14 protein-coding genes are annotated in these 17,934 nt (G+C 64.0%); 1 reads left to right on the top strand and 13 read right to left on the bottom strand.

What is annotated here, in order from left to right:
• The 5 genes from pbfA to AC56QX_RS31055 form a co-directional block, all read right to left on the bottom strand.
• On the bottom strand, positions 1–1,359 hold the full coding sequence (pbfA, locus tag AC56QX_RS31035) for a (R)-1-hydroxy-2-aminoethylphosphonate ammonia-lyase (protein WP_497112368.1): 1,359 nt from the start codon (positions 1,357–1,359) through the stop codon (positions 1–3).
• 70 nt (positions 1,360–1,429) lie between these two features.
• The gene (phnY, locus tag AC56QX_RS31040) at positions 1,430–2,887 is read right to left on the bottom strand and encodes a phosphonoacetaldehyde dehydrogenase (RefSeq protein WP_497112369.1); all 1,458 of its coding nucleotides are present in this window, start codon (positions 2,885–2,887) and stop codon (positions 1,430–1,432) included.
• Positions 2,888–3,121: 234 nt separating this feature from the next.
• Positions 3,122–4,378 (bottom strand): phosphonoacetate hydrolase, encoded by a 1,257-nt coding sequence (gene phnA / locus AC56QX_RS31045; RefSeq protein WP_497112370.1) that lies wholly within the window; start codon positions 4,376–4,378, stop codon positions 3,122–3,124.
• A 25-nt stretch (positions 4,379–4,403) separates the two neighbouring features.
• Positions 4,404–5,603, bottom strand: coding sequence for a 2-aminoethylphosphonate--pyruvate transaminase (locus AC56QX_RS31050; RefSeq protein WP_497112371.1), 1,200 nt, complete (start codon positions 5,601–5,603; stop codon positions 4,404–4,406).
• 143 nt (positions 5,604–5,746) lie between these two features.
• On the bottom strand, positions 5,747–7,453 hold the full coding sequence (locus tag AC56QX_RS31055) for a Na/Pi cotransporter family protein (RefSeq protein WP_497112372.1): 1,707 nt from the start codon (positions 7,451–7,453) through the stop codon (positions 5,747–5,749).
• Between the two features lie 148 nt (positions 7,454–7,601).
• On the opposite strand from AC56QX_RS31055, the gene AC56QX_RS31060 reads away from it, so the two are divergent.
• Positions 7,602–8,471 carry a LysR substrate-binding domain-containing protein gene (locus AC56QX_RS31060; RefSeq protein ID WP_497112373.1) on the top strand — a complete coding sequence of 290 codons (870 nt, stop codon included), beginning with the start codon at positions 7,602–7,604 and terminating at the stop codon, positions 8,469–8,471.
• Here AC56QX_RS31060 and AC56QX_RS31065 read toward each other — a convergent pair.
• From AC56QX_RS31065 to eutA, 8 genes are all read right to left on the bottom strand, one after another.
• Complete coding sequence (locus AC56QX_RS31065; RefSeq protein WP_497112374.1) at positions 8,468–10,948, bottom strand: GcvT family protein; 2,481 nt, start codon at positions 10,946–10,948, stop codon at positions 8,468–8,470. The genes AC56QX_RS31060 and AC56QX_RS31065 overlap by 4 nt on opposite strands.
• A gap of 76 nt (positions 10,949–11,024) precedes the next feature.
• On the bottom strand, positions 11,025–11,819 hold the full coding sequence (locus AC56QX_RS31070; protein ID WP_497112375.1) for a DeoR/GlpR family DNA-binding transcription regulator: 795 nt from the start codon (positions 11,817–11,819) through the stop codon (positions 11,025–11,027).
• A 77-nt stretch (positions 11,820–11,896) separates the two neighbouring features.
• Entirely contained in the window at positions 11,897–12,577 is a 681-nt protein-coding gene (locus tag AC56QX_RS31075; RefSeq protein ID WP_497112376.1) for a GntR family transcriptional regulator, read from the bottom strand.
• Between the two features lie 101 nt (positions 12,578–12,678).
• Entirely contained in the window at positions 12,679–13,680 is a 1,002-nt protein-coding gene (doeB, locus tag AC56QX_RS31080) for a N(2)-acetyl-L-2,4-diaminobutanoate deacetylase DoeB (protein ID WP_497112377.1), read from the bottom strand.
• Positions 13,681–13,685: 5 nt separating this feature from the next.
• A complete protein-coding gene (gene doeA / locus AC56QX_RS31085) occupies positions 13,686–14,864 on the bottom strand; it encodes an ectoine hydrolase DoeA (RefSeq protein WP_497112378.1) in 1,179 nt (392 codons plus the stop codon).
• A gap of 132 nt (positions 14,865–14,996) precedes the next feature.
• Positions 14,997–15,989, bottom strand: a complete 993-nt coding sequence (locus tag AC56QX_RS31090) for a cyclodeaminase (RefSeq protein ID WP_497112379.1) — start codon at positions 15,987–15,989, stop codon at positions 14,997–14,999.
• Complete coding sequence (eutB, locus tag AC56QX_RS31095; protein ID WP_497112380.1) at positions 15,986–16,975, bottom strand: hydroxyectoine utilization dehydratase EutB; 990 nt, start codon at positions 16,973–16,975, stop codon at positions 15,986–15,988. Before eutB ends, AC56QX_RS31090 begins: the two co-directional genes overlap by 4 nt.
• Positions 16,976–17,156: 181 nt before the next feature.
• Positions 17,157–17,933, bottom strand: coding sequence for an ectoine utilization protein EutA (eutA, locus tag AC56QX_RS31100; protein WP_497112381.1), 777 nt, complete (start codon positions 17,931–17,933; stop codon positions 17,157–17,159).
• Position 17,934 lies beyond the last annotated feature (1 nt).

A 17,934-nucleotide genomic window follows, 5' to 3' on the forward strand; every position in this document is an offset into this window, starting at 1 on the left:
TCAAGCCACCAGCACGGCGGCCTCGACGATGTCGAGGGCACGGTCGAGATCACTCTTCGAAATGACCAGCGGCGGCGACAGCGTCAGCACATTGCCCTGGCTGACCTTGAAACTCAGGCCCTGCTCCAGGCACGTATAGAAAACCCGTTCGGCAAGCTCCCGCGCCGGCTGGCGGGTGGCGCGGTCCTCGACCAGTTCGACGCCGACCATCAGCCCCCTGCCCCTGACGTCGCCGACATGGGGCGAGCGGTTCATCAGGTCCTGCATGCGTCCCAGCATATGTTGGCCAAGCTCGGCCGACCGTTCGACCAGCCCTTCCTCCAAGATGATGTCGATAGTGGTCAGGGCGGCGCGCGTCGTCACCGGGTTTTTTTCGTGGGTATAGTGACCGATGGCGAAGCCGCCGGTGACGTCGAGGTCACGGCGGGCGATGACGGCGGCGATCGGCAGGATGCCACCGCCCAGTGACTTGCCGAGCACGACGATGTCGGGCGTCACGCCATCATGCTCATGGGCGAAGAATTTTCCTGTTTTGCCGAGGCCAGTCGGGATCTCGTCGAAGATCAGCAGCGTGCCGTGTCGGTCGCAGGCCTCGCGCACCCGCTTCCAGAAGCCGGGCGGTGGCGGGTTGGGTGTCGCCCGCATCGGCTCGGCGACGACCGCCGCCACATCCTGCTCGCGGCCCAGCACGTAGGTGATCATGTTGGCGCAGGCGAGACCCGATGCTTCGAGGGACTCGTGGCCGTAGGGACAGCGATAGCCGTCCCACGGCGCGACATGCTCGGTGCCGGTCATCATCGGGCCTGATATGTGCGAGCGGAAGGTCGCCTCGCCGCCAACGCTTGCGGCACCGAAGCCGGCGCCGTGAAACGCATCCCAGAACGACACCGTCTTGAAGCGGCCAGTCGCGGCGCGCGCGATCTTCAGCGCCACCTCAACGGCGTCCGAACCGCCCGTCGTGAACAGCACCTTGCCGAGATTGCCGGGTGCCAGTGCCGCCAGCTTCTCCGCCAGTTCGACGGCAGGCTCGCAGGCGAAGCGGCGCGGCGCGAAGCAGAGGTCATCAAGCTGCTTCTTGATCGCCGCCACCAATCTCGGATGACCGTAGCCGAGGTGATGCACGCTGTTGCCGTGGAAATCCATCAAGCGGCGCCCGGCGGTGTCCTCGATCCATATGCCTTCCGCCCTGGCGATCGTCGACAGGCAGGGGCTGGACAGGCTCTGGTGCATGAACGCTGAGGCGTCGCGATCAAGCAGGCCGCGAATGCGGGGATCGTCCTGGCCGGCATCCCAGCGGCCGCGTGCCGCGGTCGTGTTGGAATCGCCCTCGGTGTGCACAAGTTCTTTGATCGCGGCCATCACCCTCTCCGAAAACGCGAATGAGGGAGCGTGGAACGCCCCCTCGTGTACTGCCAATCGGGCTGCCCGGTCACGACCAGGGCAGCGAGAAGGTCTTCACATTGGTGTAGCTCTTCATCGCCTCGATGACGCCTTCCTTGTAGCCATTGCCCGAATCCTTGATGCCGCCGAAGGGAGACATCTCGATGCGGTAGCCCGGCACTTCCCAGATGTTGACCGTGCCGACCTGCAGGCCGGCGATGTATTTCTGCATGCGGGGAAAAGAGTTGGTGCAGACGCCCGACGACAGGCCGAAGGCGGTCGAGTTGGAGAGCGCGATCAGCGCCTCGTCATCGTCCGGGGCGCGCACGATCGGGATGATCGGCCCGAACGTTTCCTCCATCACCAGTTCGGATGTGTGCGGCACGCGATCGACGACGATCGGCGGCAGCAGCGCGCCCTGGCGACCGGGATTGTAAAGGATGTCGGCACCTTGCTCAGCGGCCATGTGAACGCGCGCTTCGAACAACGCCGCTGCCTTCTCATGCACGACAGTGCCGAGGTCGGTCGAGCGGTCCATCGGGTCGCCAAAGTGGACCTTCTTCGCCCGCTCCAGCACCAGCGGCACGAAACGATCGGCGACGCTTTCCTGGACGAGGATGCGCTTGACGGCGGTGCAGCGTTGGCCGGAGTTTTTCGTCGCTCCGGCCACCGCCAGGTCCGCCGCCTTAGCGAGATCCTCATCCGACAAATCGTTGAGGATGATCAGCGGGTCGTTGCCGCCGAGTTCGAGCACCTGCCGCTTGTAGCCGGCGGTGCGGGCGATCATCTTGCCGACCGGCACGCCGCCGGTGAAGGTGATCAGGTCGATGTTGTCGTTGGTGATCATCTCGTTGCCGATGTCGGCCGGCCAGCCGGTCACCACCGACAGCATTTCCGGCGGCAGGCCGGCTTCGTAGAGAATGTCGGCCAAAAGCAGCGCCGTCATCGGCGTCAGTTCGGTCGGCTTGACCACCACGCAATTGTTGGTGGCGATCGCCGGCGCCACCTTGTGCGAGACCATGTTGAGCGGATGATTGAACGGCGTGATCGCCGAGATCGCCTTCAGCGGCTCACGCGTGGTAAAAATCTTGCGCGCCTTGCCGTGCGGGGTCAGGTCGCAGGAGAAGATCTGGCCATCATCCTGGATGCACATCTGCGCCGACAGCGTGAACACGTCGTAGGCCCGGCCGACCTCGTACAGCGAATCCGTCTTGGAGATGCCAAGCTCAAGCGTGATGAGATCGGATATTTCTTCGCGGCGCGACGCCAGCGCTTCGGCGGTGCGAAACAGGATCTGCTGGCGCTCGTAGCGCGTCAGCTTCGACTTGTAGCCAGCGGCGATTTCGAAGGCTTTTCGCGCATGCTCGGCGCGGCCGGCCGGTACGGTGCCGATAACGGTGTCGTTCCAGGGGTAGCGTACCTCGACGACATCATCGGCATCGACCTTTTTGCCGGCGATACGCATCGGCTCGTGGCGAACTTTGATGGCAGGGTCAAGCTTGGTCATCGGCTCTGCTCCAGCAGATTCTTGGGTACGTCGTGGTCGGGGATCGACCCCCACTCCGGCCCTTCGGGCCACCTCTCCCCCGATCGACGGGGGAGAGGAAATCAGGCGAAGTCGGCGCCCTCACGTTTCCAGGCTAAGCCGTGGCTAGCCCTGGCGCCTTTCCTCTCCCCGTCGATCGGGGGAGAGGTGCCGAGCGAAGCTCGGCGGAGTGGGGGTCGACAATCACGCTCGACATCACGCCAGCGCCGCCGCCATCGTCGCGTAGTAGAAGGCGTCGAAATTGCGCAGCGTCGGCTCATTCGGCAGGTCCGGCAGCACGCGGTTGACGATGAACGGCACCTCCTGCTCGGTCAGCCCGCCATGCGAGCGCAGCGGTTCGTTGAGCGCTGCCAGATCATGTCGGTGTTCGCTGGTGCCGATCGTCTTGTTCTCGGTCGACATCAGCACGATGTCGCCGATGCGGTCGGCCGGCAGTTCGAAGCGCTCGCAAGCCGTCGGGCTGTCGACGACCAGCATGATGCCGTCAATCTCCGCCAGCCGCGCCATGATGCCGGCCTGGTCGGCGCCATCAGGAAGATAGGCGGTGGCAAACGAGCCGAGCGCGCCGTGATGCACGACATAGGGGTCGGTGATCGGCAGGATGACCCTGGCGGCGTCCTTGCCCAGCCACTCGTCGAGCAGGTCCTGGACATAGACGACGTCGGGCGAACCGTCTGCCTTGTGCTTGGGCTTCATGCCGTGGTCGGCGGTGACGACGATCGCCGCGCCCAGCGCATCGAGCTCGGTCAGGTACTTGTCGAACATTTCGTAGAAGGCGTTGGCCTGCGGCACGCCCGGTGCGTATTTGTGCTGCACATAGTCTGTCGTCGTCAGGTACATGATGTCGGGGCGGAACTCCTTCAGCAACTGGACGCCAGCAGCGAAGACGAATTCCGACAGCTCGGCCGAATAGACCTCGGGCACTGGCAGGCCGAATTGCTTGGAGGCATTGTCGATGCCGTGTTCTGCGACAGTCGTGGTGTCCGACTTTTCGGCCGAGAAGCACAGCGCACGGCCTTCGTCGAAGGCCAGACCCTTGCCGAGCAAAGCACGCAGTTTGTCCTTGGCGGTGACCACCGCGACCTTTGCGCCGGCATCGTAGAAGGCCTGGAAGACGGTCGGCGCGCGCAGGAAGCGCGGGTCGTTCATCATCACTTCCTTGCCGGTCTCGCGCTCGTAGAGATAGTTGCCGCAAATGCCATGCACGGACGGCGGACGGCCGGTGGCGATCGACAGATTGTTGGGGTTGGTGAAGCTCGGGATGACCGAGTGGGCAAAGCGCACCGTGCCCTTCTCTTTGATCCTGACCAAAGCCGGCATCAGCCCGGCCTTGATCGCTTCATCGAGGTAAGCGGGTTCGCAGCCGTCAAGGCAGATGGCGATGGCCGGCACACGCGGCCAGGCGTAGGTGCGGCCGTTGACGGCGACGTTGATGGGAGACATCTGGTTCATCGAAAAATCCTCGAGATCGGCCGCTTCAGGCGGCGAGTTTGGCGCGCTCGGCGAGTGCGGCTGCGGGTGGAGCGGCGGTGTCGACGCCCATTTCATGAAGCGAGAAAGCCGCCGCCTCGACGACGCGGCGCATCACATGTTCGTCCATCTGGCCGATGCAACCGACGCGGAAGCTATCCACGGCGGTCAGCTTGCCCGGATAGATGATGAAGCCCTTGTCCTTCATCAGCTCGTAGAAGCGGTCGAAGGCGAAGTTGGCGTGGGCCGGGTTGAAGAAGGTGACGATGATCGGCGACAGCCAGCGATCTCCAAGCAAGGTCTCGAAGCCGAGGTCGCGCATACCGGCCACCATCACGTCGCGGTTCCTGGTGTAGCGGGCGCCACGCCCAGTGACGCCGCCCTCGGCCTCATGCTGGCGCAGCGCTTCGAGAAAGGCAGCGACGACATGCGTCGGCGGCGTGTAGCGCCACTGGCCGGTCTTGTTCATGTGCGCCCATTGCGCATGGACATCGAGCGACAGCGAATGGCAGCGTCCCTTGGCGGCCTCCAATTCGCTCTTGCGGGCGATGATGAAGCCGAAGCCCGGCACGCCCTCGATGCATTTGTTGGCGGAGGAGACCATCGCCTCGTAGCGGATTTCATTGACGTCGAGCGCGACAGCGCCGAAGGCGCTCATGGAGTCGACCAGCAGCTTGCGGCCCTTGGCATGAACCGCCTCGGCAATCTCGGCGACCGGGTTCAAAATGCCGGAGCTGGTCTCGCAATGGATGGCGATGACATGGGTGATGGCGGGGTCGGCCTCAAGGGCTGCCGCCACCTCGTCGCCGCGCGGCGGCAGATAGTCGCCCTTGTCGATCAGCGTGTAAGCGCGGCCAAGATATTGCATGGTCTGCGCGGCGCGCAGGCCGTAGGCGCCGTTGGCCAGCACCAGCACCTTACCGTCCTTGGGGACGAATGAGCCGAGCATCGCCTCGACGCAGAAGGAGCCGCTGCCCTGCATCGGCACGCAGTCGAATTCACCGTTCGCGTCGCCGGTCAGTGCCAGCAGGCGGCGGCGCATGTCAGCAGTCATGCCGCGAAAATCACCGTCCCACGATCCCCAGTCGCGCAGCATCGCCTGCTTGACCGAATAGGCCGTGGTGAGCGGACCCGGGGTCAGGAGATAGGGCTCGCCCAGTGCCGGACTGGCCAGCGGCTCCGCGGCAAATTTGGTCTCGGCGAGCATGGTGTCCTCCGACAGATCGCTGCTTTTTGATATGGCCTTAGTCTCGGCTTGAACGACATATTTGTAAAATCGTTATTTTGTATCGAAGTATCGATTTAGGCGATGGTAGAGTTTGCCGGCTTCCATCGAGCAGTTCCGCCCTGTCATGCCACTGCGGAAGCCATTTCGTCCGCGACCCCGCCGCCCTTCGCCAGCCGGCTTTCGAGCAGATCACCACTCTGCGTCAGCAAGGGATAGGCGACCGAGGCCATCAGCGAGTTGATTTCCTTCAGCGCCCGCACCGCCTCCAGGTGAATGTCGCTGGTGTCGATGCTTTGCGGCATTCCCGATTGCAGGCGCTTGAGGTGACGGTCATGGCTCATGCGTTCCAGCTTGCGCATCCGCTCCTTCTCGACGACGAGTTGCCGCGCCGACTCGAGATCGCTTGACACCAGCACGTTGAGCGCAAGCTGCATGTTAGCCATGACACGATTGTGAAGCTCGGCCAGTTCGCTCCAGCCATCGCGTGAAAAGCGCAGGTTCTTGTCGCGCAATTCCTGGGTAAGCACGAGCAGGTTCTTGGCGACGATGTCACCGGCGCGTTCGAGATTGATCGCGAAATCGGTGAGTTCGATGCCGCGCTGGGCCTCGGTCGCGGTCATGCTGCCGCGATTGACCTCGGCGATGTAGAGCTTGATGTCGGTATGGGCGCGGTTGACCTCTTCATCGAGCTTCTGTGCCTGGCGGATTCGGTCGGCGGTGCCGGCGTCGAAGAAATCCATCACCGGGCGAAGCATCACCTCGACGACCTCGCCCATGCGCAGCAACTCGCGCGTCGCACTGGCCAGCGCAAGACCAGGCGTGCGCATGACGGTGCGATCAAGTGCGCTGCTGCGACGCGACATGAGGTCCGTCCCCTCCTCCGCCTTTGCCGGCGGCTTGTCGGCGATCAGCAAGGTGACCAGCCTTTCCATCATGCCGGTGAAAGGCAGGCAGCAGACGACCAGTACCAGATTGAAGGCGAGGTGCAGATTGACCAGTTGCCGGCCCTCGGTTGCGCCGAACACATTTGTGGGGAACGCCACAGCTTGAAGCGCGAACAGGGCACCGAGCGCAGCCGTGCCACGAAAGATCAGATTGCCAAGCGGAACCCGGCGCGCCTCGACGGCCTCGCCGCGCGTCAGCCACACGGCGATCAGCGCACCGCCGCCATTGGCGCCGAGGATGAAGAACAGGCCGACTTCGACGGGCAGGACGCCTTGCGCCGCAAGCGTGACGAACAGCAGGATCGCCGCCACGCTGGAGTGGATCAGCCATGTGAACAGCGCGGCAGCAGCAAACGCCGTGAAATAGTCAGCACGCAGATAGGAAATCACCAGGGGCAGCAAATTGCTCTGCCGCATCGGCGCGGTCGCCTCACCGATCATGTGCAGCGACAACAGCACGAAGGCGATGCCCATCAGGATGCGCCCACCTTGTTTGATGCCGCGCGCCTCGAACTTCAGGAACATCGCGCCGCCGACCAGGATCAGCGCCGGCACCAGCCAGCTGAGATCGAATGACAGCACCTGTACGACCAAGGCAGAACCAAGGTCGGCGCCAAGCAGGATCGCCAGCCCGGCCGACACTGAAACCATGCCGCTGGCGGCAAAGCCGGCCGCCAGGATGGCGACGGCAGTTGAACTCTGCAGCAACACGGCAAGCACCGTGCCGACGCAAGCCGACCGAACCCGAGCGCTCCGGGCTTGTCTCAGCGCATCGCGCAATGCCGGGCCGCAGGCGCGCTCGACACCCGTGCGCACCATGCGCACGGCCCAGAGCAGCAGCATGACGGCACCCGCCAGGTGCAGCAGGATGATGGAAAATTGCATGGCGGCGCCTCCAACGGCCGGCAGAGACGTCGACCCACGCTCAGGTTGATGGTCGGCTAAACATAAGTCAAATCGTTCGTTTCTATCTTTTAGTTAGCACGCCTTATGGTAGACTGTGGTCGATTTCAGCGTCTCGGAGGCACAGACGATGCGCTACGTTCAGCTTCGGGCCTTTCATCAGGTGGCCATCTCAGGCGGTTTTTCACGGGCGGCCGAAGCGCTGTTCCTGACCCAGCCGGCCATATCGGACCAAGTGCGCAAGCTCGAGGAAGAGTATGATGTGCTGCTGTTCAACCGCAACAAGAAGCAGGTCACGCTGACCCATTCGGGCCAGAAGCTGCTCGAGATAACCCACCGCATGTTCGACACCGAACAGCAGGCGCTCGAACTGCTGACGGAGTCGCGCGCGCTGCGCTCAGGCACGCTGCGTATCGTTGCCGATGCCGCGCATCACCTGCTGCACATCCTCGGCAGCTTTCGGGCCCGCTATCCCGGCGTCCAGGTTTCGGTGCGCGCCGGCAACACCGAGACGGTGATCAGCAGCCTCTACAGCTACGATGCCGACATCGGCGTCCTGGGCGAAATACCGACGGGGCGCGATTTCGAGGTGCTGAAACTGAACTCGACGCCGATCATCGCTTTCGCCTCCATCGATCATCCCCTGGCGGGCAAGAAATCGCTGACGCTCAAGCAGCTTTCGCAGGAATCGCTTGTTATGCGCGAGCGCGGCTCGAAGACGCGCCAGAAACTCGAAGACCTCGCTGCGGCTTCGAAGATCGAATTGAGGCCCGTGATCGAAGCCGAAGGCCGCGAAGCGGTCCGCGAGATCGTCGCCTCGGGCGCCGGCATCGGCTTTGTCTCGGCCGCCGAGTTCGGCCAGGATTCGCGGCTGGTGCCGATCACCATCGACGCTCCGGAGACGCTGATGGACGAAGCGCTGATCTGCTTGCGCGAACGCAGCAGCGGCAAACTCGTGCGCGCCTTTCTCGACATGGCGCGTTCGATGTCGGTGGATTAAGCCGCCACCGCTCTCACCTCCAGCACATCCGCCTTCACCCGCTCGGACTTTGGGTCGTAAGGACTGCGCAGATGCGCTGTCGCGGCATGGCGTATGCCGGCAAGGTCGATCTCGAAACGGCCGCCGGTGAGAAACGCCGCGTCGACGCCGGCTTCATTCTCGATCAGCCCGAGCGCCACCGAGCGGCCGAGCGTGTGGCCGAAAGCTGCCGAGCTGACTTCGCCGACCGGTTTGCCGTCGCGCAAGATCAGTTCGCCGCCCCACAGCATCGGCTCGGCATCGTCGAGCGTGAGCAGCACCACGCGCTTTGCCGGTGCCGCCGAAGGCTTTGCCTCGACGAGTGCGTCACGGCCGATGAAACCGCTCGGCTTGTCCATTGCGACCGCGAAGCCGAGCCCGGCCTGGCAGGGGTCGATATCGGGCGTCAATTCCCTGCCCCAGGCGCGAAAACCCTTTTCGATGCGCAATGCGTCGAGTGCGTAGTAGCCGGCGTCAGCCAAGCCGAATTCACGGCCGGCCTCATGCAGCGCCTCGTAGACGCCGACGGCGAATTCGGTCGGCACGATCAATTCCCAGCCGAGCTCGCCAACATAGGTCATGCGGTTGGCATAGGCGGTGGCGTAGCCGATATCGATCTCGCGAATGGTGGCGAAGGGGAAGCCGGCATTGGAGAGATCCGCCGAGGACAGTTTGCTCAGGAGATCGCGCGAGCGGGGTCCCATCACAGCCAGCACCGCATAGGAAGAGGTGACGTCGGTCAGGACCGCATGGGCATCGGACGGAATATTCTTGACGATCCAGTCGGCATCGTGAACCGCTTGCGCTGAGCCGGTGACGATGAGGAATTTCTCGGCACCGAGCCGCATCACGGTGAGATCGCTTTCATAGCCGCCGCGCGCGTTGAGCACGCCCGTGTAAACCGAAGTACCGACCGGCACGTCGACATTGCCGGCGCAGATCCGGTTGAGCACCGCACAGGCATCGCGGCCCTGGACGAGCAGTTTGGCGAAGGAGGTCTGGTCGAAGATGGCGACCGCCTCACGCGTCGCCTTCATCTCGCGCCTGACTGCCTCGTGCCAGTTCTGGCGGCCGAAGGCGTAGTCGTTCTCGGCCTTCTCGCCCGGTGCGGCGAACCAGTTGGCGCGCTCCCAGCCCATTTTGGAACCGAAGCAGGCGCCTTTTGCCGAGAGCCGGTCATAGAGCGGCGAGCGGCGGAAAGGCCGCGCAGTATCCAGTTCGCGGTTCGGCCACGGCATGGCGTAGTGCAGGCCGAGCGTCTCCTTGACCCGGTCATGCAGCCAGCGCGGATTGTTGTTGAACGAGGCGAAACGCCTGATGTCGACTGGCCACAGATCCATGGTCGGCGCGCTGTTGACGATCCATTCGGCCAGCGCCCTGCCGGCGCCGCCGGCGCTGGCGATGCCCATCGAGTTGAAGCCGGCGCCGACATAGAAATTCTTGAGCTCCGGCGCCTCACCGAGGATGAAATTATTGTCCGGCGTGAAGCTTTCGGGACCGTTGTAGAATTTCTTGACCTCGGCTTCGGCCAGTTGCGGCACACGGATCAATGCGTTTTCCATCAGGATCTCGAACTGGTCCCAATCGTCCGGCAGCAGCGCGAACTCGAAATTGTCGGGAATGCCGTTCATGCCCCATGGCTTGGCATGCGGCTCGAAGCCGCCCATGACCAGGCCACCGACCTCTTCCTTGAAGTAGATGAAGCCGTCGGGGTCGCGCATCACGGGCAGGTCCGGATGCACGCCCTCGATCCTGCCGGTGACGATGTACATGTGTTCGGCCGAGTGCAGCGGCACCGACACGCCGCACATCAGCCCAACCTTGCGCGCCCATTGGCCGGCGCAGTTGACGACGATCTCGACGGCGATGTTTCCACGATCCGTCTCGACGCCGCAGGCGACGCCATTCTTGACGCTGATGCCGGTGACCTTGACCCGCTCGAAAATTTTCGCACCGCCATTGCGCGCGCCCTTCGCCAGCGATTGCGTCAGGTCGGTTGGATTGGCCTTGCCGTCGCCCGGCAACCAGACAGCGCCGACCAGATCGTCCGTCGCCATGACAGGCCAGAGATCGCCGGCTTCCTTCGCCGAAATCACGTCGATCTCCACCCCTTGGGCGCGCGCCGACGCGGCCGTGCGCTTCAGCACGGTCATTCGATCGGCCGTTCGCGCCACCGACAGCGAGCCGCAATTCTTCCAGCCGGTGGCGAGCCCCGTCTCGGCCTCCAACTCACCGTAGAGCTGCGTCGAATATCGGATCAGGCTGGTCATATTGGAATGGCTGCGCAACTGCCCGACAAGACCGGCGGCATGCCAGGTGGTGCCGCCACTGAGCTGGCCCTGCTCGAGCAAGACGACATCGGTCCAGCCTAGCTTGGTCAGGTGATAGGCGACAGAGCAGCCGATGATGCCGCCGCCGACAATGACAATTCGAGCCTGGGTGGGAAATTCATGTGCCATGAGCGTTCCGCCATTTAAAGGGATGGCGGACACTAGCACAGAAAAACCAAATATCAACTCAAAAAGTCACAAAATATCACATCAAACTCGCAACGATGAGTTCAGGCCCCTTTTGCGAAAGCGCCTCGGCAAGGGCGGGTTCGGGACTGGCGTCGACGATCACGCCGGCAGCGCGTTCGAAATTCGGAACCCTGAGCGGCGTCAGCTTGCCGAACTTGCTGCTGTCGAGCACGAAATAGGCCTTCCCCGCGAGCGCGATCATGCGGCCGCGCTGCTCGGCGCCGGCGCGGGTGAAGTCCGTGACCTCGCCGTCGGGGGACAGGGCGCCGCCACCGAGAAAGGCGATGTCGACGCGAAAGCGGTCCATGGCATCGAGCGTGTCGATGCCGGAAGCCGCCTCCTCGCTCGGATCGATTTCGCCGCCCAGCATGTGCACGCGCATGCCGGGGACATGGCAAAGATGCAGCGCAATCTTCAGGCTGGCAGTGCAGATGGTGAGATCGCGCAGCCCGGCCATGGCCTGGGCGACGGCCAAGGTGGTGGTACCGGAATCGAGAAAGACCACCATTCCATCCCTGACTAGGCCGGCGGCCGCCTTGCCGATCGCCGCCTTGCCACCGGCATTTTCCTGGCTGCGCAGGCTCATCGCCGGTTCGCTCGGTTCGAAGCGAGCGGCACCGCCATGCACGATGCCCAGCCTGCCCTGGTCCGAAAGCAGCTTCAGGTCGCGACGGATGGTTTCGCGCGAAATATCGAAGAACTCGGCCAGCTCGGCGACACTGACTGAACCCTGGGCGCTCAGCCGCCTCAGTATCTCGTCGTGGCGGCGCGGTGCAAGCGCGCGTGCCGGCAAGCGACTGACGGGAGACATGGCGATCCTCGAGTCGAGCATTGATGTTGCAATATGTGGCAGCGAACCTGCGTACGCAACCGCGCGTTCGGCCAGGCTTAGGGCTTCCGCGACAGGCCGCCGCCCTCTATCGCATCGACGAGCGTCTTGCTGCCCTCGCGAAGATGCTGCCGCAGAACGCTCACGGCCTTCTTGCCGTCGCGCTGGCGGCAAGCGGCCAGCAGGTCGCGATGCTCGCTTTGCGAGCGGGTGCGATAGTCGAGGTTCGACAAGAGGATGCGGACATACCGATCGGCGGCGTTGTGATGCGCCTCGATCAGACTGAGCAGACGCTGGTTGCCGCAGGCAGCGTAGAGCGACAGGTGAAAGGCGCGGTTCAGCGCGCCCCAGCGGCCGACATTGCGCTCGGCGTCGATCTGGTCGAGCGCCTGTTCAGCCTCGTCGAGCTTGCCGCCGGACAGGGTGGTCACGGACAGCCGTAGCGCTTCGCATTCGAGCAGTTCGCGCACGGCGTAGATTTCGCTGATTTCGGCGCCGTCCATCCGAGCGACATGCGCGCCCTTGGTTGGGTGGATGGAAACGATGCCCTCGGCTTCCAATTGGCGAAGCGCGTCACGGATCGGCATGCGGCTGAAGCCGAACTGCTCGGCCAGTTCGTCCTGGCGGAGCGCGGTGCCGGCCTTCAGGGTGCCGCTGGCAATGGCCTCGCGCAGGACGTTGGCGACCTGCTCCGCCACCGTCTGCGGTCTCTCGATCAGGCTCTCCGCAAATCCGCGCAATCGATGCTCCACTGTCACGCGGAGCCAGCGTAGTGGAAAACCACCGGACTGGATATGAGTATCCTCGTGTACGAGACTAGCCTCGACCCGAAACCGCTTCCTCAATCGACTTCGACGGCGACCACCGCGGCACAATCGCCGGCCTTGACCAAGCCGGGGAAATGGCGCGCCGCCAGCATGCCCGACATTTTTGCCCGGATTTCCTGCGGGGCGATGCCGGTGCGGCCGGTGGAATGGATGCGGGCCAGCACCGCGCCCTGCTCCACGGGCTCACCGAGATCGACCATGGTTTCGATCATCCCGTCGTCCTCGGCGAAGGAAAAGCAATCGCCCGAGGGCATGTCGAGCCATTGGGTTCTGCCCTTCTCGACCGCACCAGCGACAATGCCGGCGTGGCGCAGCACATTGAGAATGCCGCGACGCGCGACGCGCACGGTTTGTGCGCGCGAGGTGCCGCCGCCGCCAAGTTCGGTGCTGACGAAGACCTTGCCCATCTCCTCGGCCGCCGTGTCGTACATGCCGACCGAGTCGATCTCGATCATGCGCATCGAGAACGGTGCGGAGAATGCCGCGACCGCGTCGAAAGCTTTCTGCTCCAGTGCCTTGTCGGGCAAAGTGTGGGCGGCGCAGAAGGGCACGAAGTCGAGTGTCTTTCCCCCGGAGTGAAAGTCGAAGACGATGTCGGCGCGGGGCAGCAATTCGCGCTGGAAATAGTCGGCGATCTTCTCGGTCACCGTTCCGTCCGGCCGGCCGGGAAAGCTGCGGTTCATGTTGCCCTTGTCGATCGGCGACGTGCGCGTGCCGGCGCGGAAGGCCGGATAGTTCATCGCCGGCACGATGATCACGCTGCCGCTGACGTCCTTCGGATCGAGCGTGCGGGCGAGATCGTAGAGCGCCAGCGGCCCCTCATACTCGTCGCCATGGTTGCCGCCGGAGAGCAGAGCCGTCGGCCCGTTGCCGTTGCGGATGACGCAGATCGGGATCATCACCGAGCCCCAGGCCGAATCGTCGCGGCTGTAGGGCAGGCGCAGGAAACCATGCTGGACGCCGTCGCGCTCAAAATCGACGGTCGGCGCGATCGGCGACGGGCGGAGGCTGGACATCGGGCTCAATTCTTCACCACCAGTTTGCGCGGCACATTGGCCAGGCACTCTACACCGGTTTCGGTGATCAGGATGGATTCGGTGATTTCCAATCCCATCGTCTCCAGCCACAGGCCGGTCATGAAGTGGAAGGTCATGCCCGGCTTGAGTTCGGTGCGGTCGCCGGGGCGCAGGCTCATGGTGCGCTCGCCCCAATCCGGCGGATAGGACAGGCCGATCGAATAGCCGGTGCGGTTGTCCTTGACGATGCCGTATTTCTTCAGGACGGCGAAAAAGGCATTGGCGATGTCCTCGCAGGCGTTGCCGGGTTTCGCCGCCGCAAGCCCAGCCTCCATGCCTTCCAGCGTCGCCTTCTCGGCATCGAGGAACTCCTGCGTCGGCTTGCCGAGGAAGACGGTGCGCGACAGCGGGCAATGGTACCTGTTATAGCAGCCGGCGATCTCGAAGAAGGTGCCCTCGCCCCGCTTCATCGGCTGGTCGTCCCAGGTCAGATGCGGCGCCGAGGCGTCGACGCCCGACGGCAGCAGCGGCACGATCGCAGGGTAGTCGCCGCCAATGCCATCAACACCACGCGTGCCGGCATCGTAGATTTCGGCGACGAGATCGCATTTGCGCATGCCGACTTCTATCTTGTCGACGATGCGCTGGTGCATGGCTTCGACGATGCGGGCGGCCTTGCGCATGTAGTCGATCTCGGTCGCACTCTTCACCGCGCGCTGCCAGTTGACCAGCGCCGTGGCATCGACAAAGCGGGCATTGGGCAGATGCTTCTGCAGGGATGCGAACGCAGCGGCGGAGAACCAGTAACTGTCCATCTCGACGCCGATGGTCAGCTTGCCCCAGCCGCGATCGGCCAGCACGCTGGACAAGAAGTCCATTGGATGGCGTTCGGTCGACTGCACGTAATGGTCGGCGTAGCCGACGATGTTGTCATGCGCGAGATAGGCGGTGCGCTTGGCGCCGTTGGCGTCCTGGCCACGGCCGTACCAGACCGGCTCGCCCGAAGGCGGCACGATGACCGCCTGATGCACGTAGAACGACCAGCCATCGTACCCGGTCAGCCAAGCCATGTTGGAGGGGTCGCTGACGATGAGGAGATCGACGCCCTTCGCCGCCATGGCTTGCCGCGTCTTGGCGAGGCGTTCCGCAAATTCGCCGCGCGAGAATTTCAAATTTGGCTGCATTTTGTTGGTCCTCGTTTTGGGCCTGGAGCCTGTTTCAACTTCGTTGAATCCGGCTCGTCGTCTGTTTCTTGTTTGAGCGTGATCTTTTCGGAAAACCGGTTCCCACTTTTCCGGATCACGCTTTGGCCAGCATCAGCTTTCGAAAATGGTTCCTGCATTGGCCGACCGCGCGCGGTCACGGGCGAGCGTGGCGATCGCCGTGTCCTGCACGCCGGTGCCTGTCAGGTCGGCGATGGTTATGTCGCTGGCCGAGCGCCGGCCGTGTTTTGCGCCGGCGATGATCTGGCCGAGTTCGGTCACCTCTGCATCTGCGGCCATCACGCCTGCGGCGATGGCATGATGCAGTTCGCCCAGACGCCGTGTCTGGCGGGCGCTGTCGGCGACATAGAGATCGGCCATGCGTAGGATCGCCGGCGCGATCTCGTTCTTGTGCTCGGCATCCGAGCCCATGGCAGTGATGTGCTGGCCGGCAGAAACGAAGCCGGCCTTGATCAGCGGCCCGGTCGACGGCGTCGTGGTGACGATGATGTCGGCGCCGGCAACCGCATTCGCTGCGTCGGGCTCGGCGCGCACTACGATGCCAAGCTTCTCGCGCAAGCGGGCAGCAGTGGCTTCGGCCTTGGCGGCGTCACGCGCCCAGATGCGTGCTTCCTCGATCGGCCTGACAAGGCGCAGTGCTTCCAATTGCAGGCCTGCCTGCAATCCGGCGCCGAAGATCGCTGCTACGGTGGAGTCTTCGCGGGACAAGTGCTTTGCCGCGACCGCACCTGCCGCGGCAGTGCGGACATCGGTCAGATAGCCATTGTCGAGCAGCAGCGCCTCGACCACACCGGTCTTTGCCGAAAGCAGCACCATCATGCCGCCACCGCTCGGCAGGCCGAGTTTTGGATTGTCGAAGAAGCCGGAGCTGATCTTGACGGCGAAGCCGTCGATACCGGGTACGTAAGCGGACTTCACATCGACTTCGCCGCGATGCTCCGGGATATCGAGCCGCAGGATTGGCGGCATCGCCACCGGCAGAGTGGCAAGTGCGCGAAAAGCATTCTCGACACAGGCGACGGCGTCGAGATCGAGTGTCACGATCTTGCGCAGTTCAGCTTCGGTGAGGATCGTCATCCGGCTCATGCAGCGCGCTCCGTGATCGCCTCGCCGCAAACGATCTTGCGGTGCGTATTCATGTCGATGTTGCGGCCGGAGAGCAAAACCACCACCGGCCCGTTCGCCTTGACCTTGCCGGCGAGCAGCGCGGCGATGCCGACCGCGCCGGCGCCTTCGACGATCTCGCGCTCCTGCACATAGGCATGGCGGATGCCGGCGGCGATCTCGTCCTCGCTCAGCAGAATGACGTCGTCGAGCAGATCGCGGCACATGGCGAAGGTCAGCCTGTTGTCAAGGCCGATGCCGCCGCCGAGCGAATCCGCCAGTGTTGGCAGTTCTTCCACCAGGACAGGCCGGCCGGCATCGAGGCTGGCCTTCATCGCCGCGCCACGCGCCATCGAGACGCCGATGATTTTTGTCCCCGGGCTAACGCCCTTGATGGCCGCCGCCACGCCGGAGGCCAAGCCGCCACCGGAAAGCTGCACCAGGACGAGAGCAGCGTCGGGAACCTGCTCGATCATCTCCAGCCCGAGCGTGCCTTGCCCGGCGATGATGGCGGGATGGTCGAAGGGCGGCAGCATCACCAACCCTTCCTGCGCCACCAGCCGCCCGACCTCCTGCTGCGCGTCGTCCTGGCTGTTGCCGACGATGCGAACCTCGGCTCCGAGCCGGCGGATTTCGTCGAGCTTGTTGCTCGGCACCAGACGCGACATGCAGATCACCGCGCGCATGCCTTCGAGCTTTGACGCATGCGCCAGTGCCCGGCCATGATTGCCGGTCGACGCCGCGACCACGCCGCGTGCCTTTTCTTTCGCGCTCAGCGAAGCGATGGCATTCGAGGCGCCACGCAGTTTGAAGCTGCCGGTGGTCTGGCGGTGTTCGAGCTTGAGATGGACGGGGACGCCAACGCGTTCCGAGAGGCTATGAGACAATACGGTTGGGGTCCGCTCGATCTTGTTGGCGATACGGTCACGAGCGATACGGATGTCCTGAAGGGCGACGGCGCTCGTCATCGGGCGACCCCTTCTGGCCTGCCGGCCATCTCCCCCTCGAGGGGGAGATTGGCAGCTTCGGCGCCAGCGCACCTCCTGCAACGTCAGTGATTGGCGAAAGTCGAGCCGCAGCTGTTCTCCCCCTGGAGGGGGAGCTGGCCGGCAGGCCAGAGGGGGTCGCTCGTGAATGTGGGACATCGTCTTACTGAACCAGCGGCAGCGTCATCAGCCGCCCGAATTCGCGATGAGCCGTCTCGTCGCCGCAAAGCCGCAAACAATTCCAGGCGCTGGCCTGGTTGCTGGTGACCACCGGGCGGCCGATCGCTTCTTCCATGCCGGTGGCCGCAAGCGCACCGCGCAGCGCCGTGCAGGACACGAACAATGCGTCAGCCTGCGCGTGTGTTGCCTCGCGCGCCAGATCGACAAGCGTCGCCGGCGCGATGCGCGCCATCTCGCGATCATCCTCGAAATTCAGACAGGTGAAGCTGGCGATCTCGAAACCACGCGCCGCGAAATAGGCTGCCATCGGCCTGGAGGTTTCGACCGTATAGGGGGTGAGGATGCTGATCTTTTTCGCCCCCAGCGCCTTCAATCCGCGCACGCCGGCCATTGGCGGCGTGACGACGGGAACCCCGGGCTTGGCGGCCTGGATCGCCGCTTCGATCTCGGCATCGCCGATCACCACCGAGGCCGAGGTGCAGGAGTAGCAGATCGCATCGAGTGGCTCGTCGGGCAGGATCAGCGCCGCGCCCGCGGTCAGCGCCGGCTGCATCTTGCGCAGATTTTCCGGCGTCGTCGGGTTGGCATAGGGAATGCGCGCGACATAGACGCCGATGCGCTCGCTCGCCACCATGCGGCGGAAATCCGGCTCGCTGGTGTGATCCGTGGCAAGGATGATCAGGCCGACGCGCCGCTCGAGCGGGCGATCATCAAGCGATGGCCGTTTCGGGTGGACTTTGATGTCGGGCAAGGGTTTCACG

The organism is Mesorhizobium sp. RCAM 06353, assembly GCF_059683585.1.